Consider the following 24457-nt stretch of genomic DNA (forward strand, 5'->3'; position numbering starts at 1 on the left):
CTCGAACGGCATGATGAACGTGAGCGCTGGAATGCGGATTGTCCACGCCATCTACCCCGCCGCGCCTCCTCTCGAGGGCCTCGGAATGATGAGTGAGTGCTCGCAGGACAAAGCTTGCGAGCTGCTTCGTTCGAGCCATTCTGGCATCTCGTCCGCTGAAGCTCGTCTTCGGCGAGAGCAATACGGCCCGAACTTGGTTAGTCATGAGCAGCGCGCGCCACTGCTCAGCGAGATCTGGTCGCGTGCCAAGAGCCCTCTAAACGCCCTACTGCTGACACTTGGGCTGGTGTCGTACACCCTCGGAGATATCCGGGCGGCGGTCGTCATATCGGCGATCGTTGTGCTCTCCGTGGGTATGGCATTCGCCCAGGAGCATCGTTCCAGCCAGGCCGCCGCGAAGCTCCGCCAGATGGTAAAGACAACAGCAAGCGTTGTCCGTCCTGGCGAGGCGCGCCCGAAGACTGAGGACCTCGAAGAGCTCGTACCTGGAGACGTCGTGGTACTATCGGCGGGTGATCTCATACCTGCCGATCTCCGCCTCCTCGAGGCCACGGGTCTCTACGTGAACCAGTCGGCGCTTTCCGGCGAGGCAATGCCCATCGAAAAGCAGGAGACTCTCCCTCGCATTTTAGTCGAGGGACATTTGGATCGGACCAATCTTTGCTTCATGGGTTCGAACGTCGTGAGCGGGTTCGGTCGAGGCTTGGTGATCCGAACTGGGGCAAACACCTTCTTTGGAGCGCTGGCCGAAAAGGTCGTGGCGCAGCAGGAGGAGACGGCATTCGATCGCGGGATCAGGCGTTTCACCTGGCTGATGGTTGGCGTGACCCTCGTTCTCGGCCCCTCGGTATTCCTCATCAATGGCATCACGAAGGGAGACTGGCTTCAGGCTCTGCTCTTTGCCGTGGCGATCGCTGTCGGGCTAACGCCCGAAATGCTCCCGATGGCGGTGACGGTCAACCTTGCCAAGGGCGCGCTGGCGATGGCCAGATCCAGGGTGATCGTCAAGCGTCTGGACGCGATCCAGAACCTTGGCGCAATGGATGTTCTGTGCACCGACAAGACCGGGACGCTGACGCAGGACAAGATCATCCTCAAACAGCACGTCGATATCCATGGCGCGGATTCGCCGCGCGTGCTGCACTACGCCTACCTCAACAGTTACTTTCAATCAGGGCTGAAGAACCTGCTCGATGTCGCCGTTCTGGAGCACGGCGACGTCCACGAAGCACTTGGAGTCGACGAGCGCTTTCAAAAAATCGGCGAGATCCCTTTCGACTTCTCTCGTCGTCGGCTGTCTGTGATCGTCTCCGACAGACGCGACAAGCATATTCTCATCTGCAAGGGGGCAGTCGAGGAGATATTCGCGGCCTCGACGCGATACGAAGATGCCGGGGCCATCGGAACCCTGGACGCGGGACACCTCGAGACGGCCAAGAAGGAGACCGTACTGCTGAACAAGAGCGGCTTTCGTGTCGTCGCGGTTGCGTACAAGGATATGAGCGAGACGAAGCCGGACTACAGCGTCGAAGACGAAAGCGACCTCATTCTGCTCGGCTACATCTCGTTCCTCGACCCGCCAAAGGAGAGCGCCTCGAAGGCCATCGCCGCGCTGGAAGCCAGCGGTGTCCGGGTGAAAATACTTACGGGAGACAACGAGGTCATCACACGGAAGATTTGCGGCGACGTCGGAATCCAGGCCAAGGACATCCTTCTCGGCCCACAACTCGACGCAATGACGGACGTCGAGCTTACGATGATAGCAGCGTCTGCCACGGTTTTTGCGAAACTCACTCCAAGTCAGAAGGAGCGCATCGTCCGGCTCCTGCGGGCGAGCAGTCACGTGGTCGGGTTCCTCGGTGACGGCATCAACGACGGACCGGCACTCAAGAGCGCGGACGTCGGCGTCTCGGTCGACAGTGCCGTGGACATAGCCAGGGAGTCGGCCGACATCATCCTGTTGGAGAAGAACCTGCTCGTGCTGCGGGAGGGCGTCATCGAGGGGCGCAAGGTGTTCGCAAATATCATTAAGTACATCAGAATGGGCGCGAGCTCGAATTTCGGAAACATGTTCAGCGTCCTCGGTGCGAGCATCTTCCTGCCGTTTATTCCACTGACAGCAATCCAGGTTCTCACCAACAACCTGCTGTACGACGTCTCGCAAACGGCCATTCCGACCGATACGGTCGACGAGGAATACGTGGCATCGCCGCGGCGGTGGGACATAGCTGGTATCTTCAGGTTCATGCTGGTGCTCGGCCCGGTCAGTTCGATCTTCGACTATCTGACGTTCGCCGTGATGCTGGTCGTGTTTAAGGCGTGGACGAATCCCGCCCTGTTCCAAACGGGATGGTTCGTGGAGTCGCTGCTGACGCAGACTCTGGTCATACATATCATACGGACTACCCGCATTCCGTTCGTCGAAAGCTCCGCCAGCCCGGCCCTGGTGACAACGAGCCTCCTCATCGCGGGCATCGGCATTTTCCTGCCTTTTACTGGCGTCGGAAGCGCGCTGGGCTTCGTGTCCCTGCCTCTTGTGTACTGGCCAATGCTGGCGGCAATCCTCTTTCTCTATGCAATCCTCGCACATCTGGCGAAGGTCTGGTTTGTCCGAAGATGGGGCTTGTAGGAATAGGTGCTCGATCTCCGCGTGACCTACCGACCAGCAGCGAAATTGCGGTGAGTCAATGAAGCGAGGGCCCGGATCTGGCTGAATGTCCTCTCAGGAGGACGCGCGATGGGATTTGAGGGGAGACGACACGAGGCGCCCGCACAGGCAGACACGGAGGCGAATATGCTATCTCGCAAGGAAGACGCCATGCCGCGGAGGCTTTCCGGGTTCATCTCGATGATGGGAAGGGGCCATCAGGCAATGTTGGTTTTGCTCTCGGTTTTCTTGTTCGCCGTGGGAATTCTGCCGCTCGAGGTTCAACGACGCATCGTAAACGGCGCGACGCAGGGAGCAGCTCTGAACACGATCCTCGTACTCGTGCTCGCCTACTTGGCGCTCGTCCTGAGCGAAGGTGGGATCAAGCTTGTTTTGAACGTCTACCGCGGCTGGATCGGAGAAGTTTCCATTCGTTGGCTTCGCATGGCGGTCATCGATACGAGAGAACGCCATCCCGATGATCTTACCACCTTGGCCGAAGGCGTCGAAATGTCGATCGTGCTCGCGGAGGCGGAACCTGTGGGCGGGTTTGTCGGCACCAGCATCTCGGAGCCAATCCTACAGGCGGGCATCCTTTTGGCAGTCGGTAGCTACATGATCTACCTTCAGCCGCTCCTTGCTCTAGCCGTCATCGCCGTATTCGTCCCGCAGTCCGTCCTGGTTCCTGTTCTCCAAGGGCTAATCAATCAGCGGGTCAAGACGAAGATCACGGTCATGCGACACCTCAGCGAGGAGATGGTCGACCATACTTCGCCGAACTCGCCGAAGCACCAGGCAGCCCGCGTCCAGCGACTATTTTCGACCAACATGAGCATCTACAAGCTCAAGTACGCGCTCAACTTCTTGATGAACCTGATGTTTCAGCTCGGTTTTGCCGGAATATTCGCGCTTGGCGGCTATTATGTCATAACGGGCAAGATCGAGATTGGGACCGTCGTCGCCTTCATTGCGGGCCTCAACAAAGTGTCGGACCCCTGGGGAGCGCTCGTCGACTGGTATCGCGACTTGAAAGTAACCCAGGTGAAGTACGAGCTTATCCGCGACGCGAGCACGGCAAATGCCAGTCAGGCAAACATCCAGGCGAATTAGGTCTGCGATGTCCTCCTGACATATCGTCAGGAAGAAGGAAAGGAAAGCTAGGCGACAGTTCGAGCAGCCATGTCGTTCAAACCGGAAGCGGCTTCCTCGCGGATCCGGTGTGCCGCCTCGGAGGCCAGCTTCGAACCAATCATGAGCATAGTGCTCACTTCGGCGGCGTAGTCAATTTTAGCAACTCGAACGAAATCACCGATGACGTCGAGAGCGTCGTTGCTTCCGGCGCTTCCGACGAGATCACCAACTAACCTCACCTGCTGCTGGCAACGGCGCATCAGAAAGTCGAAGGACTCGATCTGGAGCCGCGACGCCGCGCTCAAAACTTGAACCTGAAAGCCGACGCCGGCCTCCAGAAGCTTCTCCGCAGCCGCAATAGCCGGAAGATTCGAAGGAATGGGATAGGTATGGTCGGCGTTTTGGATCATTTCGGTTCCCCCATTGGCGCGTAAATTCCCGTTCCCTTTATCGATATACGAGCACAGGGATATGCGAATGACTGAGGACTTTGTTCGTAACGCTGCCGAGGATCAGCGCGGCGACGCCTCCGCGACCATGCGATGCCATTGCGATCAGATCGCATCCATTAAGAACGGCTGTTTCGATGATGGCTTGGTGAACCTCATCGCTTCGGAGCTTGACAGTATAGCAGGTGACTCCCTGATGACGGGCGCGCAACTCGACGTCGTTCAGGAATTGAACGGCTCGCTCATCCGACAGCCGTTCATAGTCTTCCCGACTGGTTGCCAGCTTGTCACTGTCCGTTGTGAAGATGCGAAACGGTTCGATCACGCAGACGAAAACGACCGATGCTTTCGCGTCTCGCGCAAATGCCACCGCGTTCTCCGCGGCCGTAACTGCAAGCCTGGATCCGTCCGTTGGCACGAGAATCTTTGCAAACATGGCACTCTTCCTCATCAGAGAAATATTACGACCGGTCGCTCGCCCGTCTTTGATCCTTGTCAATGTTCGGCGAGGAAACTCCGCTCGTCGCCCTTTTTCCAATTGCTCGCAAGGCAACCCTACCTTGACCAAGATCAAGGAATGCGGGGAGCGGACGTGCAAAGCCACCTTGAGGAAACAGCTTGGCGGAACACCTCGCCGGTTCCAATGGCTGAACGACGGCCATGCCGGCGCGTATGACAGGGATTATTCGGAGGCCACGGCCCGTCAGGTGGATGTCGTTGTTCACGACATGATCGATGCGCGTTCAAAGACGACACGAAGCTCTTGTCAACGAGAATGAAGGACCTGACCGCCGGTGCGAACCTGCTGCTCGAGCACGAAACGATCACGCCCGAGGATTTTCCGCCACTTCAACGGAAAAAGCTGGTGATCCCGAGACCGCGACAACCACGGAGGCGACTGTTGGCTAAAGCGAAGGGACATTTGGCAGGGTCGGACGACCTTCTTCTGAAACCTGAACAATCTTCCGCACGTGTGATCATCGGTTGGTTCGCCGGCGCGCTGATATTTGCCAGCGTGATGGGACTGTTGCTGCATTTCGCCGATATCGCCGAATTATTGGCTGTGTTGAAGGCGGCGAGTCCGCTTTGGATCGCCGCGGCTGTTTCCTGTCAGCTTGGGACCTACGCCTGCGCCGCGGCCGTCTGGCAGATGGTCACGAGGCGCGCAGGTTTTCAGCTTCGACTTGCGGAGCTTCTCAAACTGGCTGTCATGGAACTCTTCGCCAACCAGGCGATCCCGACAGGCGGTCTGAGCGGAAGTCTATTGGTTGCCCGCGGCCTCGTGCGGCGGCGGATCCCCTCGTCCATCGCCATAACCGCCTTGCTGGTCGCCGCCCTTTCCTACTACGCCGCCTACCTTCTGATGGCGGGGCTTGCCTTCGCCCTGTTGTGGTCGACCGGTGATCTCAGCGACACGTGGGAATGGCTCTCGATCATGTTTGCCGCGATCGTTATCTTGATCACCGTTTGCCTGGTCGCCGTCACGGTTACCAAGGGCCGTTGGATCCCAAGGTCTGTGCTGCGCACGCCGCTGATGGCACGCCTTGCAAAAGCGCTTGCACAGGTTCGGACCGACATCGCTAGTGATCCGAAAGTACTAGGCCCGACAATCTTCTTTCAACTGGCGATTTTCGTTCTGGATGCCACCACGCTCTGGTTCTCCGTGCGATCTCTCGGCGCAAGTATCGGCCCCACTCCTGCATTCCTGGCCTTCGTTCTCGCGTCGGTCGTTGCTACCGTCTCACCTATCCCGCTCGGCCTAGGTTCGTTCGAAGGAGGCTGCGTCGCGGTCCTCCACTTGCTTGGAGTCGGCATCGAAGTCGCTCTTGCTGCCACGCTGATTTTCCGAGGAATGTCGTTCTGGATGCCCATGTTTCCGGGAATGTGGCTGACCCACCGGGAGGCACAGGCGGATCCTTGACCTCCGTCAATGTACGTCGGGCAGATGTATGATTGTATCGGCCGTGCCTCTTCAGTCGATGTTGTGGATCGAACGGCTTGAAAAGAGGTTCTGGATCGGAGAACAGACATGATAGTCGAGAGCGCAATGACCCCGTCCCCGATCACCGTCGGCGCTTCCTGCACGGTGTTGCAGGCGGCCGAAATAATGCTCGCCAACCGGATAAGTGGCCTTCCTGTCGTCGATGACGACGGAGTGCTGGTTGGCATGATTACCGAAGGCGACTTCCTGCGGCGATACGAGCTCAACACCGACCGCAGACGGTCCTGGTTGCAAAGCTGGCTTGCAAGCCCTGGAAAGATCGCCGACGAATACGTGCGCTCTCACGGACGGCGTGTTGACGAAATAATGAACTCGCACCTCGTCGTCGTGCCTCCGACTGCGGCACTTTCCGAGGCCGTTCGTCTGATGGAGCGAAACGAGGTGAAGCGGCTCCCCGTGATCTCGGACGGAAGACTAGTCGGCATAATAGCGCGTTCAGACCTCCTTCGCGCCCTGACTGAAGTGGAAAAATCTTCGACTCCATCCACTCAGGACGTCCAAATCCAGGAGGCGGTCGATGCCGAACTGGCGAAGCAAAGCTGGAGCAGGAATGGATTCATACGCTGCCAGGTCAGAAACGGAGTAGCCGAGCTCTCCGGTACCATCTTCGACGAACGGGAGCGTCTCGCCGCGAAGGTTGCCGCTGAGAATGTACAAGGGGTCAGAGCGATCACGGACCATCTCACCTGGATTGATCCGTACTACGGAGTGGCTCTGCCGCCGCCGGCTGGCGAAGAGGATCCCATCTGAGCGTTCCGATTGGATTGGGGCCAGATTGATCTCCGTCAAGGAAGCGGCGCCCCCCTTCTGTATGCTCTCGTCAAAGCTCATAGGTGGAACATGCAGGAACCAAAGTTATCCTTCCACGGCGCGGCCGGCTCTGTCACCGGTTCGTGCTTCCTCCTCGAGGTTGCTGATTCCCGAATTCTGATCGACTGCGGCATGTTCCAGGGTTCGAAAAGCGAGAAGGAGCTGAACTATCGTCCCTTCCCCTTCGATCCAGGAGAAATAGACGCCGTTCTCCTGACGCACGCCCATATCGATCATACCGGCCTTCTGCCCAAGCTCGCAAAGGAAGGGTTCAGTGGACCGATCTACGCGACCCCACCGACGATGGAACTGTGCGGGGTCATGCTGCAGGACTCCGGACATATCCAGGAATCGGAGGTCAAACAGCTCAACCGCCGCAACCGCAGGCGGTCACGGGAACCTGTCGAGCCCATCTATACGGCTGATGACGCCCGCATGTTGATGCCCCAATTCGTATCCGTGCCATACCAGGAGTGGCGAGAAGCAGTAGGCGGGGTCAGGTTCCGCTTCTGGAACGCTGGACACCTGCTCGGATCGGCCACGATCGAGATCGAAGTGGGCGTCGCCGACAGTCTGCGGCGTCTTCTTTTTTCGGGCGATGTCGGCACTCGCTACAAGATGCTGGAAGGGCTGCCGCAGGCTCCTGCGGGCGTCGACTACCTCGTCTGCGAAAGCACCTATGGCGACCGCGAGCGCGATGACTACACGCAAGTCGCACGTCGCAACCGCTTGAGAGAGATCGTAGCCAAGGCCCACAATCCGAACGGCGCGCTTCTGATCCCCTCCTTCGCCGTGGAGCGCACGCAGGAAGTGCTAACGGACCTTGTTGCATTGATGGACGACGGCAGTCTTCCTCGTTCGCCGATCATGATCGACTCGCCGCTGGCCTCCAGAGCGACCGAAGTGTTCAAAGCGCAGGCCGGAGAGCTTGCAAACGCTGCCGCATTCACACGTGCACTCAACGCGCCGAATGTCCGATTCACCGAATCCGCAGAGCAGTCGAAGGCTCTCGATCTCGTCCGTGGCTTCCATATCATCATTGCGGCAAGCGGCATGTGTGAAGCAGGACGCATCCGGCACCGGCTGCGCAACTGGCTCTGGCGACCAGAGTGCACGGTTCTCCTGGTGGGCTTCCAGGCAGCAGGAACCCTCGGTCGAATCCTCCAAGACGGCGCCCGTGTGGTGCGGATCCAGGGCGACGAGATCCTGGTGCACGCGAAAATCATAGCCTTCGATGCCTACAGCGGGCATGCAGACGCCAGCGATCTTGAGGAATGGGTTTCGGCACGAGCGCCGATTGAAAAAGGAGTGTTCCTCGTTCACGGCGAGCCCGCAGCGCGCAGCGCTCTGACGAGACGACTGTCGAAGACCCTGAAGGTTCCCGTGATGGAGCCTCGGCTCGATGATAGTTTCGTCCTGACCGGGGACGGCGCCCGTCTGCTCGAGGATGCGGCACGTGTCCGGCTTGCGCCGGAGCAGCTTGGCCGCCCCGATTGGCACAACGACTTCCAGAGCTTCGTCCTCGATCTGTCCGACCGTCTGAACCAGGCCGCCGACCGGAAGGGTCGGGCCGTCATTCTCCGTAAGGTCAAACGGGCCCTGGAACCGGAGCAAGATACAGTCGCTGCAAAGGAGAACGAAAATGCTGTCCACTGATCGGGATTACAAACCCGGCGGCGAACATTTCGCGGTCCCCACTCAAGGCGAAGTGGAAGGCAAGCTCATGGTCTCGGAGCTGGTCGCCGTCGCCTGTTTGCAGGAGCTCCTGAAGAAGGAGCATGCACCGGTCGTGGAAAGAGTTCGGCGTCGCATTCTGCGGGACATGAAGCATCGATGCCACGCCCTGAATCTCTGCTCGGATGACGAGAAGGCGACTGCAGATTATGCGCTGCAGATGTTGGAATCTGCGGTGAAAGAGGCCGGCTCCCGATAGGCTAAAGGCCGAGCGAGGTCATCATGAGCAAGGAAGTTGGAGTTACCTTCAATGCCGGTTCGTCGAGCTTGAAAATCGGCCTCTTCGACATCGGTTCCGGCGCCGCCAAGCGTCTCGGCCGCGCTATCGTCTCCCTCGGCGAGCAACCTCGCCTCAAGTACGGCAGCGATGACGAAATCCAGGAGATCGATCTGCCCGCCGCCTCCGATGGCCTTGGCATCCGGGTCATCTCAAGCGTTCTTGATCGGCTGTTGCACGGCGATTGCCATATCGACTTTGTCGGACACCGCGTCGTGCATGGTGGGCTGATTTTCAAAGGTCCGACGCTTCTCACCGGCGGCGCCATGTCGCAAATTAGAAGTTTGACGCCAATGGCCCCGCTTCACCAGCCTCAAGCGCTAAACGTGATCGATGCCGTCTTCGCCCTCTATCCGTCCGTTATTCAGACGGCATCGTTCGACACGGCCTTCCATACTTCGCAATGCAGTCTCGCGACTAGGCTGGCAATTCCCCGCGCAATGCACGACGCAGGAATACGTCGATACGGCTTCCACGGCCTCTCCTACAAGTACATAGCCACCTATCTTCAAAGATTTGCACCTTACATCGGCGGCGCCAGGGTGGTCTGCGCTCACCTCGGATACGGCGCAAGTCTCTGTGGCATGGTCGACGGCGTCAGCATCGATACCAGCATGGGATTTTCTGCTCTCGACGGTATCCCGATGGCGACACGACCGGGCACGCTCGATCCAGGGGTGCTGATCCACCTGCTCAGATCCGAGTTTGCGGATGCCGACAAACTGGAGGACTTCCTTTATCACCAATGCGGCCTTCTGGGGGTTTCGGGAATAAGTGGCGACACTCAAGCGCTGCTGGAAGATTTCCGCCCCGCCGCAAGGGAGGCACTTGATCTATTCTGTTTCAGAATTGCCGGCGAGGTTGGCCGTCTGGCCGTTTCAACAGGCGGCGTCGATGCGCTGGTTTTTACAGGGGGCATCGGGGAACATCAGCCGGAGATACGCAAAGGCATCGAGAGGCACTTGTCATGGATGGGACTCTCGCTGAACGAGGCCGCCAACAAGTCGAATGCGACAGTCCTGAGCTCAAAGGACAGCGCCATCGAAGCGTTCGTCATCCCCACTGACGAGGAGCAGGTGATCGCCGACGAGGCACTCGCCGTCATTAGCACACATGGAATTCATCGAGGAGAGCGACAATGGCAGACAATGTGATCCTGCGGGGACAGGAACTAGATCTGACAGACCGCTATTGGCGCGCCGCCAACTATTTGTCTGTCGGCCAGATTTACCTGATGGACAATCCGCTCCTACGGGAGCCGCTCAAACCCGAGCACATCAAGCCGCGGCTGCTCGGCCACTGGGGGACGACACCCGGACTCAACTTCATCTACGCCCACCTGAACCGCATCATCAAGCACCGTCACGTCGACGTTCTCTATGTCTGCGGCCCCGGTCATGGCGGGCCGGGAATGGTGGCCAACACCTATCTCGAAGGCACCTACAGCGAGATCTACCCGGAGGTGTCAGAAGACATCGCCGGTATGCGCAAGCTCTTCAAGCAGTTCTCCTTTCCAGGCGGAATTCCAAGCCATGCAGCACCCGAGACCCCCGGTTCGATCCACGAAGGCGGAGAACTCGGCTACGCGCTCGTCCATGCCTTCGGAGCCGCCTTCGACAATCCCGGTCTGGTGGTCGCCTGCGTCGTTGGCGATGGGGAAGCCGAAACCGGCCCCCTGGCGGCGGCGTGGCATTCGAACAAGTTCCTTAATCCCGAGCGCGACGGCGCGGTTTTGCCGATCCTCCACCTGAATGGTTACAAGATCGCCAATCCGACCATTCTCTCACGAACGCGCGACGGCGATCTCGAAAGTCTGTTTTGGGGGTACGGCTATCAACCGATCTTCGTCGAAGGCCACGAGCCAGCCGAGATGCATCGGAAAATGGCAGAGGCGCTCGATGAGGCATTCGATCTGATCGAGGCATTCCAGACCGATGCTCGCTCCAAGCCCGAGTACCGCGACGTGCCTCGGTGGCCGATGATCATATTGCGCAGTCCGAAAGGCTGGACAGGCCCCAAGGAGGTTGACGGCAAGAAGGTGGAGGGCTTCTGGAGAGCTCATCAGGTTCCCGTTGCAAACTGCCGGCGCGACGATAGCCATCGAAAGATCCTCGAGGACTGGATGCGGAGCTACGAACCAGAGGACCTCTTCGATGGGGACGGCCGTCTGAAAGCGGAACTTCGTGCGCTTGCTCCGCAAGGTGACAAGAGAATGGGCGCAGTTCCTTACGGGAACGGCGGTCGTCTTCGAACCGAACTGATCCTGCCCAAGCTTTCCGAACATGCAGTTGAAGTGGGCGAGCGCGGGTCACTCCAAGTCCAGTCGACCGAGGTTCTCGGAAGATACCTGCGCGACGTCCTCAAGCTCAATGCCGGCGGAAGCAACTTTCGAATCTTCGGACCGGACGAGACCGAATCCAATCGCCTCGGGAGCGTTTTCGAGGAGACCAACCGGGTATGGTTGCAGAAGATCGAGGAATACGACGTCCACCTCGCTCGAGACGGACGGGTCATGGAGGTCCTCAGCGAACATTTGTGCCAGGGATGGCTTGAAGGCTACCTTCTCACAGGTCGGCATGGGTTCTTCTCTTGCTACGAAGCCTTCATCCACATCGTCGATTCGATGTTTAACCAGCATGCAAAATGGCTCAAGGTTTCGCGGGAGCTGGCATGGCGAAAGCCGATCTCCTCGCTCAACTATCTGCTGACGTCGCATGTCTGGCGACAGGATCATAACGGCTTCTCGCACCAGGATCCGGGTTTCGTCGACCTTGTTGCCAACAAGAAGGCTGACATCGTTCGCATCTATCTGCCCCCCGACGCCAACACACTGCTGTGGGTCGGCGACCACTGCCTTCGGACCTTTAACCGCGTCAATGTCATCATTGCGGGAAAACAACCGGAATCGCAGTACTTGTCGATGGAAGAAGCGATCAGACATTGCGAAGCCGGCCTGGGCGTTTGGGAATGGGCGAGCTTCGAGGACGACACGGTCTCGCCCGATGTCGTCATGGCCTGCGCGGGTGACGTGCCGACGATGGAAACGCTCGCGGCGGTAATGCTTCTTCATGAAGCGATCCCAGCGTTGAAGATCAGGACCGTCAATGTCGTCGATCTCTTGGCCCTGCAGGATCCGGATCGACACCCCCATGGCCTGGACAACCAGACGTTCGATGAAATCTTCACCACGGACAGGCCAGTGATCTTCGCCTACCACGGCTACCCCAGCCTCATTCATCGCTTGACGTACCGACGGACGAACCATGAGAACATCCACGTTAGAGGCTTCGTGGAGGAAGGCACAACCACAACTCCGTTCGACATGACGGTAATCAATCAGCTCGACCGGTATCACCTCGCTTTGGAGGCGATCGAACGGGTTCCGGGTTTGGCCGCGAAGGTGCCGGACGTGACCGAGAAGCTGAAAGACAAGCTCGCCGAACACACAGCGTTCATCACGGAAAGCGGAGAGGACATGGCCGAAATCACTGGCTGGCGATGGCGACGGGTGTGAGGAACGATGGTCGGCAGCGATGATGTTTTCAGTGTCGCAGCGTGCCACAGCGCTTTAGAATGACTGGTCAAGGATCGCAGCGCGCGCCAGCAGCGACAAGTTTGCCGACGATTTCATCTGGCAGGAAGCGAGAAGCTTGGGCCGTTGGGCCGTTGCCGCCCGCATCGTCGATGGGCTCCGCGACGACCGTTGCTGCTGGCGGCTCGTTGTGAAGGGTGCGTAGCGTCCCAGGCAGGGCGCCCGGAGCCATAAGCCAACAACAGCGGCCATGAACCGATGGCTTGGGAGCGCGTGATGAGTCCACCTCGTTCTATGCAGGTTTGGCTGCGGACCTTCCTGTCACGTCCGGATTGGCGCTGAAAAAGGCAGCGAAGCCACCTTTCGAAATGTAGTCAAGACGCGTTCGGGAGCTTTCTCCTTATTCGGCCCGCCGCGATGCGTACAGCTGGGTCAATGTCTTCCAAAGATGGTCTGCGCAATCGTGTCGGCGTAAACGCCTTGCTCGTTCCGGAAGGCAGAGATTCCGCTTGCCGGAATCCGTTCTAGATGAGCCTGCGCATTCGATCTTGAGGGTGCCTCGGCAGCTTGATTGAAGTTCGCTTTTGCCATTGCGTTCCCCCTCGTACTCTCGATCCGCCTTTGGTCTGTCTGGTCCGATGCCTGCGGCCGGACCCGCGCGTTAGCGCCGCGTCCGTTCAGCCAGGCGATCAGCTGCCGAGCCTCCTTTCGGGTGAGGAGGACCGTCGTGGCATCAACTTCGGCGGGCGAGCCACTGGCAGTATCAACCACATTGAACAGACCGTGACGTGTGGGCACACAGACGTATTTCGCTTTGTTTGCCATCGCTGCCAACCTCGGCTTCGGTTCCGACCACTTCGGAACTCGTTATCGGCTCGACCGAAATGACTGGGTCACAAAGAATGCTAGCAGCAGATCACCCGCTGACATTGAGCTAGATCAAACTAAAAGCTTCCCCATCTTGATCGGCATCAATGTCCATTCCTGGCGAGGAGGTAATCTCCTGGGCACGTTCGTTTAAGTCTCCAGCAGAGAGATTTGCCGATGGGTTGGAACCAGTGGTACAGCTTTAAAAGCTACATGAGATCCTCTCTGTGGATCGTTCCGTTCATTGCGCTGCTCCTTTATCTCGTCGCGATCCGGCTAGTCTACGCTTTCGGAGATTGGCCCCCGGCGCTCGACATATGGCCCTGGGAAGTAGCGGGGACACAACGAATGCTGGAGACGATCATCACCATGACGTTGACTTTCGTCGTCTTCACATTCGGGTCGCTGCTCGTGGCGATTCAAGTCGCCGGTGGTCAGTTGACGCCCAGGATCATCGCGACGACCCTTCTGCGGGACAACGCCATCCGGTTTACCGTCGGCCTGTTCATCTTTACGCTCCTGTTCGCGACCGGCGCCCTTTCCAGACTGGATACGGCGGTTCCTCACGGTGTTTCTGGGATGGCTGGCCTACTGGGCTTTTTGTCCATCGCAGCCTTTCTCTACCTGATCGACTATGCGGCACGGTTGCTGCGTCCCGTCAGTATCATTTTAAGGGTCGGCGAACGAGGGCATGCAGTCATCGAGGAGGTGTATCCGGATCTTGCAGGTAACGGAGGCTCGCATGACGATAGCATCCCGTTCACAGCCGTGCCTGACAAACTCGTATTCCAACAGGCGACCCCTGCTGTCGTCGTCGCAGTCAATGTGAAAGCCCTCGTAGCCCTGGCCGAGCGGACAGACTCTATCATCGAACTTGTGCCGAGGGTCGGCGACTTCGTTGGAACCGGCGAAGTTCTATTCCGCCTCTACGGCCAAAACTTGCCAGACGAAGGGAGGTTGAGAACCCTGGTCGCTCTCGGGCCGGAGCGGACACTTGAGCAGGATTCGACGTTTGCGTTCAGGATAATCGTCGATATCGGCATCAAGGCTTTGTCAAAGGCCATCAACGATCCCACGACAGCCGTCCTTGCGATCGACCAGCTTCAACGTCTCCTATGCTTCGTCGGTGGAAGGCACCTGCTCGGCGATGAGATGAGGAGCAAGTCCGGCAAGTTGCGGCTGATCTGCAGAACGCCGAACTGGGAGGATTTCGTGCAGTTAACCTTCAGCGAGATCCGCCTCTACGGCGCTGAAAACTTCCAGATCGCCCGTCGACTGCGCGCGGTAATCGAATTTGCATCACAGGTTCTGCCTGACGATCGTCGCCCAGCCCTCCTCAGTGAACTGGATCTGCTCGACCGAATGCTCGAGAGGATCTACGTTTTTCCGGAGGATTTGAACCTGGCTCGGACGCCCGACTCGCAAGGACTGGGCGGCTCGGGGAGACGGTCGAGCCATGCTAGCTCGGATTGAGCTCAAGACGTGGGTTCGGAGTCAGTCGATTCAATAACTTCGCAACGCCAAATCCAACCAGCAAAGTGATACAGGCGGCCGGCATGCACATCGTGCCAGCGCGCGGATCTGTGTCAGGTAGCAAGAGCGGCACCCACGTTTCTGGTTGAAACTCCGAGCGTGACAACGCTTCGCTTGTCGGGAGGAAGCCCGAACGAAAGCACATAGGAATACACCGCCAGTCCGCAGTAATAGATCAACTGTGCGGCGATCGCCCAGGTTCCAACCGCGCTCAGCATATCCTGCCAGTTCTGGAGAAAGGCGGCAGAAAGAAGGACAACGATGTTCAGCGCGACCAGCTTTCTTAGGATCGGATCGCGTCGGTCTGCTCATCTTGCTGGGAGGCTACGCACTCCGATGCCAATATCAAAAGGAGCAAGAACCAGCAGCGGGAGGGGTCGCGCGATCACGATGAATGCGGCCGTATACGCTGGATCGCCTTTTGCGACATCTGAAAGTTGAGGCAGGAATGGTGCGCGTGGCGTCAGGCCAGCACCAGCAGGCCGAGCGCATAAGCGATAAACCGGTCAAGAGCGGCCCGACAGTAAAACCCGACAGCACGCTGGACATTACGAACCGCCTGTCATGCGTGCGGCCCAAGCATCCTTCACATTGAGCTTTAGGCCGACGTCGACCAAGCTGCCGCGCATGAACAAAACAAGCGCGACATGTAGCGTGTACTTCGGCAAATCGGACATCGTCGGCGCCTCCCTGGACATTCTGTCGTGACGATACCGCAGTGTCTGACAACCAGTCCTTGATCTCCTTCAATGTACTCCGCCAAGATCGCTGTTTACGGCGAAAGTGGTGCCTGGACCGATACAGGTTTTGTCCTGATTTGATCCCCGTCAATGCGTCCTCACCGCTTGCTGCTAGTCTCTTTTCGAAGGGGACACGAATTCCTCGAAACAGGAGGGTCAAATGCGTTACAGTCCCGTTCTCACCTTCCCCAACGCCGCACAGGAAGCAGCCGTTTGGATCCGAGAGCTTTCGGAACTGCTTGGCTGCGAGCAGAGTGTCGCATACGAAGTGTTGCGTATAATCCTGCACGCGGTGCGTGACAGGCTTTCGGTGGACGACAATGCCAAGGTTGGCAATGATCTGCCATTGCTACTTCGGGGCCTCTACTTCGAGGCATGGGACCCGATGAAGAGCCACGGGTACGATGACCTTCGCGATCTACCGGCCTCCCTGCTAAGGGTCTTGCCACATACCGTTGCGTCAGACAGAGATGTGTTTACAAAGATCCTGAGATTGATCGAAGACCGACGCCGGCACATGAAATCGACCAAGCTCGACCTTGCGCTGAAGCTTTGCGCTACGTCTGTCGAAAATAGCGACCCCGCCAACCTTGTTCCTGAGAACGAGCTATTATCCGAAACTGCGTTAGGTCCATCGCACAATCACTAAAGAGGATTCTTGAAATTAGATGGATAATAGCCGGGCGCCTTATTCATTTCTCGTCCATTGCATCGGCCGCACAGTTGCCCTCCCCCGCCTCAGATCAAAAGGTCGAGCAGCTATTGCGCTTGCTGGATGATCCCGACGTTCGAGGGTGTCTTGAAAGCCGCAAGCCTGGGCAGCCGGTGTCTGTTTCAAACGTGAACAGGCTCGGCTTCGCGGATGGAAAGCGTCTATCCGCGAGCGCGTCGACAGGTTCCTAAACGCGCTTCCGCGAGTACCCGAGAAAGTGAACATGGCCGCGACAAGAACCCGCGCAGAAGCTGCCGCCAAGGGCTATGCGCCGGTGTTTGCGATCTTTGCAACCGTTCTCGCCGTCGGCCTCGCGACTGAAATGGTCGACCGAGATAAGAGAGGAGCGTGATCGCTACGCCAGCTTTTGCACGGCCCCCCGGACACCGCTGCTTCTTTGGTCAAGGACGAAGATTTCCTGACTCACCAATTCGAAATCTCAGCGAATAAGGACCTTCATCAGGTACATCAAGATTCTAATTTGAGACATCACTAAATATATTATATGCTGCAGATGTCAGGGTTCATGCAAGATAGGCGATGGTCAATCGTGATCACTGCAGCTCAGATGCGGGCCGCAAGAGCCCTCCTCGGCATCGATCAGCGCCAATTGGCCGAGCGGGCGGGAATTTCGGTTCCCACGGTCCAGCGTATGGAAGCAAGCGTCGGCGTCGTTCGCGGCAACGTGGAGTCGCTGATGCGGTTGCTAGCCGCTCTGGAGAGTGCCGGGATCGAACTCATCAACGAGGGGGCTGCCAGTAAGGACGGCGGACGAGGAGTCCGGCTGAAAACAGGAGCCAAACCTCCCGAAGACAGGAAAGGAACGCCATTCGCCCCCGGGAGTAAGGCGAGGTCGCTTCCATGACATCCCTCTCCGTCATCCTGTCATGCATTGCCATGTTTCTGGTGACGGGGGGGCTCGCGGTTTTGATGAGCCGGTCGCACCGGGCGACCCCGGCAATCTACGGTCTGAGCCTCCTGCCCTCGGCCATTGCTTTCGCAACCAGCCTGATACATCTCGCGACATCTTTCGTCGACGCCCCGACCCTGGTCCTTCCCATCGGCCTGCCGTGGCTCGGCGCTCATTTCCGGCTCGACGCGCTCTCGTCCTTCTTTCTCCTCGTGACCAATCTCGGCAGCCTGCTTTCCAGCCTCTACGGTCTCGGTTACGGCAGGCATGAACACGCACCTCACCGAGTACTACCGTTTTTCCCTGCCTTCATCGCCGGCATGAATCTGGTACTGCTGGCCGACGATGCGTTCACTTTCCTGATCTCGTGGGAATTCATGTCGCTCGCCTCCTGGGCACTGGTGATGGCGCACCATCGCAATGCCGACAATCGCAGGGCGGGTTATCTCTATATCGTAATGGCAAGCTTCGGGACGCTGGCTCTGCTGCTTGCCTTCGGCCTGCTTGCCGGACCCGGCGGCGCCTACGGTTTTGCCGCCATGCGCGCGGCTGAACATGCACCGCTCACAGCAGGCCTTGTCCTGATCCTCCTGCTGCTTGGCGCCGGTTCAAAGGCGGGGCTCGTGCCCTTGCATGTCTGGCTGCCTCTGGCCCATCCCGCCGCACCGAGCCACGTCTCGGCGCTGATGAGCGGTGTCATGACGAAAATCGCGATATACGGCTTCATCCGAATAACCTTCGATCTCCTCGGGGCGCCGATGTGGTGGTTGGGGCTCATCGTACTGCTGCTGGGCGCAGTGACGGCGGCGCTCGGCATCCTACATGCCTTGATGGAACGCGAGATCAAACGCCTGCTCGCCTACAGCACGATCGAGAATATCGGCGTCATTTTTGTCAACCTCGGGCTGGCACTGGCGTTCAAGGCAAACGGCATGGGCCTGGCGGCGGCGCTGGCTCTGACTGCGGCCCTGTTCCACGTCTTCAACCATTCGCTCTTCAAGAGCCTCCTGTTCTTCGGCGCGGGTGCCGTGCTGACGGCAACCGGCGAGCGGGACATGGAGAAGCTCGGCGGCCTAATCCATCGCATGCCCGTCACAAGCTTCGCCTTCCTTGTCGGCTGCGTTGCGATTTCCGCCTTGCCGCCGTTCAATGGATTCGCCTCCGAATGGCTGGCCTTCCAGGCGATATTACAAAGCCCCGATCTTCCGCAATGGGCGCTGAAGATCGCCGTTCCAGCGGTGGGCGGCCTGCTGGCCCTGTCGGCTGCGCTAGCGGCTGCCTGCTTCATCAAGGCCTTCGGCATCACGTTTCTCGGCCGTCCTCGGACCTCTACGGCGAGCGAGGTCGCGGAAGTGGATCGTTTCTCGCTTGGCGCAATGTGCGTGCTCGCGAGCCTGTGCCTGCTTGCCGGCATCCTGCCGGGAAGCGTAATCGACGGTGTGTCGCCCGTAGTGTCTTCCTTGGTTGGCGATCGGATGCCGGTGCAGATGGACATCCCGTGGTTGTCGATCGTACCGATCGCTGAAAGCCGCAGTTCCTATAACGGTCTGCTGATCTTCCTCTTCATCACCGTCTCGGCCTCTGCGACGATCTTTGTCGTCCATCGCTACGCCTCGCGGGCGCTTCGTCGTTCTGCAGCCTGGGACTGCGGTTTTCCCGAAAGCAGCCCCTCGACACAATATACGGCGGGCAGTTTTGCCCAGCCCGTCAGGCGCGTCTTCGGCACACTTGCCATGCGTGCCCGCGAACTGGTCGACATGCCGGCCCCTGGCGATCTCAGGCCGGCCGCCTTCTCCGTCGAGCAACACGACCTGGTCTGGGAAGGGCTCTATTTGCCGATCGTGGGCGCCGTCGGGTTCGCCGCCGAGAAGCTCAACCGCCTGCAATTCCTCTCGATCCGGCGCTATCTGAGCTTGGTCTTCCTTGCGCTTGTTCTCCTGCTTCTGGTGCTGGCGCTATGGTCATGATCTCCGCTCTTCTCGTTCAGGTTTGCCAAATGGCGCTTGTCGTGCTGCTCGCGCCGCTGCTGACGGGTCTCATCCGCAAGGTCAAGGCGCGGCTGTTGCGCCGGCAGGGCCCTTCGCTGATCCAGCCTTATCGCGATCTCCTGCGGCTATTTCGCAAGGAGGCCGTAGTTGCGGAGAACGCCTCCTGGCTGTTCAGGGTGGCACCTTACCTTATCTTCGCCTCGACCTGGGTGGCAGCCGCGGTTATCCCGACATTCGCGACCGGCCTGATCTTCAGTTGGACGGCCGACCTGATCGCGATCATCGCCCTTCTCGGCAGCGCGCGGTTCTTCCTGGCGCTCGCCGGCATGGATGTCGGCACCAGCTTCGGGGGCATCGGTTCAAGCCGCGAGGCGATGATCGCGACGCTTGCCGAACCTTCGATGCTGCTCATCATCTTCGCACTGGCCCTGGTTGCCGGCTCGACGCAGCTCTCGACCATCGCTGCATTCATGAGCTCACCCGCCGTGGGTTTGCGGGTTTCCCTTGCGATCGCACTTGTCGCCCTTGTCATGGTGGCGATTGCAGAGAATGCCCGGATTCCGGTCGACAATCCGGCGACCCATCTGGAACTTACCATGGTGCATGAGGCCATGGTGCTCGAGTACTCCGGGCGGCATCTCGCGATGATCGAATTGGCAGCATCGCTCAAGCTGCTCCTCTACATTTCAATGATCGCATGCATATTCGTGCCGTGGAAACTTTCGGCCGCCGAAGCGGGACCGGCCGCCTTTCTGACGGGGTTCATCGCCTATCTCGCCAAGCTAGCGATCGCAGGCGCGCTTCTTGCCCTGTTCGAAACCTCGGTTGCCAAGATGCGGGTTTTCCGCGTGCCGGAATTCCTGGGCGCTGCGCTCATGCTTGCCCTGCTTGCCACCCTCCTGCGGTTCGTTTCGAGGAGCCTGTAATGAATGGTCCGGTCTTCGACATTGCTCACATGCTCGCCGGCGGATTGGTGCTCGTGAGCATGATGATGCTCTACCAGGATCGTCTCTACGCCCTGCTCAACATGTTCGCGCTGCACTCGCTGGTGCTGACTCTGTCGGTCGCCTGGCAGGCTTTCGTGCAAGATGCGCCGCACCTCTACGTGACCGCGGCCATCGCCCTCATCTTCAAGGCCATCGTCATTCCGGTGGTGCTCCACCGCATGATCCGCCAACTCGGCATCCATCGCGAGATCGAGACGGTGGTCGGGATCGGACCCACCATGCTGGCCGGGATCGGGCTCGTCGCGCTTTCGATCGTGGTCATGCTGCGCGTCACGCCGCAGGCCGATCCGCTTGCCCGCGAAGATCTCGCCTTCGCTCTTTCTGTTCTGTTGCTCGGGTTGCTGATCATGGTCACGCGCCGCAATGCGGTCAGCCAGGTCGTCGGCTTCATGTCGCTCGAGAATGGGCTGGTGCTTGCCGCGACCGGCGCCAAGGGCATGCCGCTCGTTGTCGAGATCAGCGTGGCCTTCTCGATCCTGATCGCCTTCATCGTCATCGGTGTCTTTCTATTCCGCATCCGGGAACGGTTCGACACGGTCGACGTCAGGGCACTCGACGATTTCAGGGGGAGGAGGCGGAAGTGAGCGCGTCATCCCCTTTGCTCGCCTTCGATGCAGTGGCGGCAGTCCTGCTGATCCCGGTCGTGGCGGCGGCACTTCTGGCTCTTTTGCCCGGCTACAGGATCACGGCGCGGTTCAATGTGCTTGCAACCCTGCTGACACTGCTCGCCGCCCTTTCCCTGTTCGTCACCGAACGGCCCGAGCCGGGACAATATCTACTCGTCGACGATCTCAACATCGTCTTCATCGTCCTCAATGCCTTCGTCGGGTTCACCACCAGCATATTCAGCGCGAGCTATATCGCGCACGAACTCGATACGGGGCGGCTGACGCCAGCGAACCTGCGTTTCTATCATGCGATGTATCAGATCATGATGTTCGGCATGAACCTCGCCTTCGTCTCGAACAATATCGGGCTGATGTGGGTGGCGGTCGAGCTCGCAACGCTGACGACGGTGCTGATGGTAGGCATCTATCGCACGCACGAGGCACTTGAAGCTGCCTGGAAGTATTTCATCCTCGGAAGTGTCGGTATCGCCTTCGCGCTCTTCGGCACCATTCTCGTCTATCTCGCCGCACAACCCGTCGTCGGCGAAGGCTATGACGCCATGGTCTGGACCATCTTGGTCGAGCATGCCGCCGTCTTTGATCCGGCGCTTCTCAACGTTGCCTTCGTTTTTCTGTTGCTCGGCTATGGCACCAAGGTCGGCCTTGCACCGCTGCATGCCTGGCTGCCGGATGCGCATGCCGAGGGGCCGACGCCGATCTCGGCGGTGCTTTCCGGCCTCCTGCTGAACGTCGCGCTCTATGCCGTCCTCCGCTTCAAGATTCTGCTTTCCGTCAGTCCCGAAGCGATCGCCGCCGGGCCGCTGATGATGACGATGGGGCTCACATCGCTGATCTTTGCGGCCTTCATGCTCTACCGCCGCCGCGACATCAAACGCCTGTTCGCCTATTCCTCGATCGAGCACATGGGTATTATCGTCTTCGCCTTCGGACTTGGTGGGCCGCTCGCCAATTTTGCCGGGCTGTTGCACATGGTCATGCACTCGCTCACCAAATCTGCGATCTTCTTCGCCGTCGGCCATGTTGCTCAGATCAAGGGAACCCAAAGACTTTCCGCCATCCGAGGCCTGACGGAGACGCATCCGAGTTTGGGCTGGGGATTGCTCGCCGGCGTCGTCGCCATTACCGGGCTGCCGCCAATGGGGATCTTCATGAGCGAGTTCCTGATCGTCAGCTCCACCTTTGCCACGCATCCGTTGCTCGCAATCCCGCTCGTGTTCGGGCTCCTGGTGGCATTCGGGGCCCTGCTTCTGCGGCTGAGCGGCGTGGCCTTCGGCCAGCCGCGGGGCAGTTTCGCTCCGGGCGAAACATCCTACGTTCCGATGTATGCGCATCTAGCGCTGGTGCTCGGCGCCGGCATCTACCTGCCGCCACCGCTGGTCGCCTGGTTCCAGCATATAGCCAACCTTCTGCGATGATTGAGGAGATTGGGTATGCCGATGCTGAGCAATGTCATGAAGGCAAGCCATTCCGCCCTGGCACACCAACCCTGGCCGCATGTGATGGTTGATGTGCCTGCCTGGATTTCCGTGGCCGAGGCGCTTCGGGACGGGCATCTGATCCTGCTTGGCCTCTGGGGCGAGCGGGACGCCGTCCATATGGCGTTGCTCGATGCGTCCGATGCCTCGGTCGGCGTCGTGAGCCTCAATGAGCTGGTGGGTACTTATCCCTCCATTGCAGGATATCATCCCCCGGCGCTGCGATTGGAGCGGACGATCCGCGATCTCACCGGCCTCGAACCGCAGGACCTGCCGGATACCCGGCCCTGGCTCGACCACGGGCGCTGGGATATTCGCTTCCCGCTTGGGCAGGCGGTGTCTCGAAGTTCCGAGGCCGTGCCCTACGCGTTTCTGCAGGCGAAGGGAGAAAGCCTGCATCAGATTCCGGTTGGCCCCGTTCACGCCGGCATCATCGAACCGGGACATTTCCGGTTCACGGCCAATGGGGAGACTGTCGTGCGCCTCGAAGAGCGACTGGGCTATGTGCACAAGGGAATCGAGACGCTGATCGCGGGTGTTGAACTCGACAAGGCGGCTCAGCTTGCCGGCCGGACATCCGGAGACAGCACGGTCGCCTATGCCTACGCGTTCTCACGAGCCGTAGAAGCGGCGCTTGGGATGGAAATCCCCTCACGTGCGGTCTGGCTGCGGGCGCTCATGGCCGAACTCGAACGGCTCGCCAACCATCTCGGCGATATCGGCGCCATCTGCAACGACGCGGCCTTCTCGCTGATGTTGGCCCATTGCGGTGTGTTGCGTGAACGGGTGCTGCGAGCCGCGAACCTTACCTTTGGACACCGATTGATGCGTGATCGCATCATCCCCGGCGGCGTTGCCGTCGATCTCGAAGACAACGGCATTTCCGCCCTTCGCGGCCTGGTGGCGGAAATCCGCCGCAGGTTTCCGACTTTGGTGGAGCTCTACGACAATACCGCGTCGCTGCAGGACCGGACGGTCGGAACTGGGCACGTCGTTGCGGAGCTTGCCCGTCAATACGGCGCAGGCGGTTATGTCGGGCGCGCGTCCGGCCGCGATTTCGACGCGCGGCGCATCTTGCCCTATCCGCCCTATGACGAGCTTGCTTTCGACGTGCCAGTGTTAAGCGAGGGAGACGTGAATGCGCGCATCTGGATCCGCATCCGGGAGGTGGAGAACAGTCTGTCCCTGGTCGAGCAGATGTTGGACCGGATCCCGGCAGGGCCAGTGCGGATAGAGGTCCCGGAAAATGCAGAGGCGCGGGAAGGCATGGCGGTCGTTGAAGGTTTTCGGGGCGACGTGCTGGTCTGGCTTCGGCTTTCCGGAAACAGGATAGAACGCTGCCATCTGCGCGATCCCTCGTGGTTCCTGTGGCCGCTCCTGGAGGCTGCGATCGAGGGGAATATCGTCGCCGATTTCCCCCTCTGCAACAAGTCGTTCAACTGCTCCTATTCCGGGCATGATCTTTGAAGGCGGGCCACCATGCGCAAGCTCCTTTTTGGAAGTCTCATCCGACCGCCGCTAACCGAACCGCCTCCAGGCGTCTCCGACGCCGCGATGGAGGAGCTCGCGACCTCGATCGACAAGGTTGCCCGCAGGCGGCTCGGTCACAGCCTGTCGATCCGGGCCGTCGATGCCGGATCCTGCAACGGCTGCGAACTCGAAATGCACGCGCTCAGCAATGCCTTCTATGATGTCGAGCGTTTCGGTATCCGTTTCGTTGCCTCCCCCCGGCATGCCGACGTCCTGATGGTGACGGGACCGGTGACCAGGAACATGGGCGAGGCACTGCTCCGGACCTATACTGCCACGCCCGATCCCAAATGGGTGGTCGCGCTCGGCGGCTGCGCCCGCGACGGCGGCTGCTTTGCCGGCAGCTATGCGGTCCTCGGCGGAGCTTCGACAGTTGTGCCGGTGGACCTCCATATTCCGGGCTGCCCGCCCTCTCCGACGGACATCCTCAAAGGTTTGCTCGCGCTGCTTGAACAGGTGAACAAGGGAGGCAGCGTTTCGTAAC

At 59.4% G+C, this 24457-nt stretch carries 22 protein-coding genes; 19 read left to right on the forward strand and 3 right to left on the reverse strand.

Annotation, left to right across the window (positions count from 1 at the left end; genetic code table 11):
- Window positions 1-10: 10 nt before the first annotated feature.
- The gene (gene mgtA / locus AS026_RS05195; protein ID WP_062368826.1) at window positions 11-2629 is read left to right on the forward strand and encodes a magnesium-translocating P-type ATPase; all 2619 of its coding nucleotides are present in this window, start codon (window positions 11-13) and stop codon (window positions 2627-2629) included.
- A 189-nt stretch (window positions 2630-2818) separates the two neighbouring features.
- Window positions 2819-3757: an ABC transporter ATP-binding protein gene (locus AS026_RS05200; RefSeq protein ID WP_062368908.1), complete on the forward strand. Its 939-nt coding sequence runs from the start codon at window positions 2819-2821 to the stop codon at window positions 3755-3757.
- A 47-nt stretch (window positions 3758-3804) separates the two neighbouring features.
- Here the strand turns inward: AS026_RS05200 and AS026_RS05205 are convergent, their stop codons facing one another.
- Window positions 3805-4188 (reverse strand): hypothetical protein, encoded by a 384-nt coding sequence (locus AS026_RS05205; protein WP_062368827.1) that lies wholly within the window; start codon window positions 4186-4188, stop codon window positions 3805-3807.
- 37 nt (window positions 4189-4225) lie between these two features.
- Window positions 4226-4663, reverse strand: a complete 438-nt coding sequence (locus AS026_RS05210) for a universal stress protein (protein WP_062368828.1) — start codon at window positions 4661-4663, stop codon at window positions 4226-4228.
- Between the two features lie 124 nt (window positions 4664-4787).
- On the opposite strand from AS026_RS05210, the gene AS026_RS41630 reads away from it, so the two are divergent.
- The 8 genes from AS026_RS41630 (at window position 4788) to AS026_RS05250 (ending at window position 14922) form a co-directional block, all read left to right on the forward strand.
- Window positions 4788-5006: a hypothetical protein gene (locus tag AS026_RS41630; RefSeq protein ID WP_131815284.1), complete on the forward strand. Its 219-nt coding sequence runs from the start codon at window positions 4788-4790 to the stop codon at window positions 5004-5006.
- A gap of 122 nt (window positions 5007-5128) precedes the next feature.
- A complete protein-coding gene (locus AS026_RS05215) occupies window positions 5129-6148 on the forward strand; it encodes a lysylphosphatidylglycerol synthase transmembrane domain-containing protein (RefSeq protein ID WP_245307337.1) in 1020 nt (339 codons plus the stop codon).
- 108 nt (window positions 6149-6256) lie between these two features.
- Window positions 6257-6979 carry a CBS domain-containing protein gene (locus AS026_RS05220; RefSeq protein WP_062368829.1) on the forward strand — a complete coding sequence of 241 codons (723 nt, stop codon included), beginning with the start codon at window positions 6257-6259 and terminating at the stop codon, window positions 6977-6979.
- 90 nt (window positions 6980-7069) lie between these two features.
- Complete coding sequence (locus tag AS026_RS05225) at window positions 7070-8695, forward strand: MBL fold metallo-hydrolase (RefSeq protein WP_062368910.1); 1626 nt, start codon at window positions 7070-7072, stop codon at window positions 8693-8695.
- Window positions 8682-8972, forward strand: coding sequence for a hypothetical protein (locus AS026_RS05230; RefSeq protein WP_062368830.1), 291 nt, complete (start codon window positions 8682-8684; stop codon window positions 8970-8972). The genes AS026_RS05225 and AS026_RS05230 overlap by 14 nt, the downstream gene beginning before the upstream one ends.
- Before the next feature lie 23 nt (window positions 8973-8995).
- Window positions 8996-10204: an acetate/propionate family kinase gene (locus AS026_RS05235; protein ID WP_062368831.1), complete on the forward strand. Its 1209-nt coding sequence runs from the start codon at window positions 8996-8998 to the stop codon at window positions 10202-10204.
- On the forward strand, window positions 10189-12564 hold the full coding sequence (locus AS026_RS05240; RefSeq protein WP_062368832.1) for a phosphoketolase family protein: 2376 nt from the start codon (window positions 10189-10191) through the stop codon (window positions 12562-12564). The genes AS026_RS05235 and AS026_RS05240 overlap by 16 nt, the downstream gene beginning before the upstream one ends.
- 1062 nt (window positions 12565-13626) lie before the next feature.
- A complete protein-coding gene (locus AS026_RS05250) occupies window positions 13627-14922 on the forward strand; it encodes a DUF2254 domain-containing protein (protein WP_062368834.1) in 1296 nt (431 codons plus the stop codon).
- Window positions 14923-15530: 608 nt separating this feature from the next.
- On the opposite strand, the gene AS026_RS43940 is transcribed toward AS026_RS05250, so the two are convergent.
- Window positions 15531-15659 carry a hypothetical protein gene (locus AS026_RS43940; protein ID WP_280950849.1) on the reverse strand — a complete coding sequence of 43 codons (129 nt, stop codon included), beginning with the start codon at window positions 15657-15659 and terminating at the stop codon, window positions 15531-15533.
- A gap of 223 nt (window positions 15660-15882) precedes the next feature.
- Between AS026_RS43940 and AS026_RS05255 the strand changes: the two genes are divergently transcribed.
- From AS026_RS05255 to AS026_RS05290, 9 genes are all read left to right on the forward strand, one after another.
- On the forward strand, window positions 15883-16371 hold the full coding sequence (locus AS026_RS05255) for a DUF2267 domain-containing protein (RefSeq protein ID WP_062368835.1): 489 nt from the start codon (window positions 15883-15885) through the stop codon (window positions 16369-16371).
- Between the two features lie 286 nt (window positions 16372-16657).
- Window positions 16658-16786, forward strand: a complete 129-nt coding sequence (locus AS026_RS43945) for a hypothetical protein (RefSeq protein WP_280950850.1) — start codon at window positions 16658-16660, stop codon at window positions 16784-16786.
- A gap of 198 nt (window positions 16787-16984) precedes the next feature.
- A complete protein-coding gene (locus tag AS026_RS05260; RefSeq protein WP_062368911.1) occupies window positions 16985-17299 on the forward strand; it encodes a helix-turn-helix domain-containing protein in 315 nt (104 codons plus the stop codon).
- Entirely contained in the window at window positions 17296-19311 is a 2016-nt protein-coding gene (gene hyfB, locus AS026_RS05265) for a hydrogenase 4 subunit B (protein WP_062368836.1), read from the forward strand. The genes AS026_RS05260 and hyfB overlap by 4 nt, the downstream gene beginning before the upstream one ends.
- Window positions 19302-20258 (forward strand): respiratory chain complex I subunit 1 family protein, encoded by a 957-nt coding sequence (locus AS026_RS05270; protein WP_062368837.1) that lies wholly within the window; start codon window positions 19302-19304, stop codon window positions 20256-20258. Before hyfB ends, AS026_RS05270 begins: the two co-directional genes overlap by 10 nt.
- Window positions 20258-20923, forward strand: a complete 666-nt coding sequence (locus tag AS026_RS05275; RefSeq protein WP_028747029.1) for a hydrogenase-4 component E — start codon at window positions 20258-20260, stop codon at window positions 20921-20923. Before AS026_RS05270 ends, AS026_RS05275 begins: the two co-directional genes overlap by 1 nt.
- Window positions 20920-22383 (forward strand): hydrogenase 4 subunit F, encoded by a 1464-nt coding sequence (locus tag AS026_RS05280; protein WP_062368838.1) that lies wholly within the window; start codon window positions 20920-20922, stop codon window positions 22381-22383. The genes AS026_RS05275 and AS026_RS05280 overlap by 4 nt, the downstream gene beginning before the upstream one ends.
- A gap of 15 nt (window positions 22384-22398) precedes the next feature.
- Window positions 22399-23910, forward strand: a complete 1512-nt coding sequence (locus AS026_RS05285; RefSeq protein WP_062368839.1) for a hydrogenase large subunit — start codon at window positions 22399-22401, stop codon at window positions 23908-23910.
- Between the two features lie 12 nt (window positions 23911-23922).
- Window positions 23923-24456 carry an NADH-quinone oxidoreductase subunit B family protein gene (locus tag AS026_RS05290; RefSeq protein WP_062368840.1) on the forward strand — a complete coding sequence of 178 codons (534 nt, stop codon included), beginning with the start codon at window positions 23923-23925 and terminating at the stop codon, window positions 24454-24456.
- Window position 24457 lies beyond the last annotated feature (1 nt).

This window comes from Rhizobium altiplani (assembly GCF_001542405.1).
Classification (GTDB): domain Bacteria; phylum Pseudomonadota; class Alphaproteobacteria; order Rhizobiales; family Rhizobiaceae; genus Rhizobium; species Rhizobium altiplani.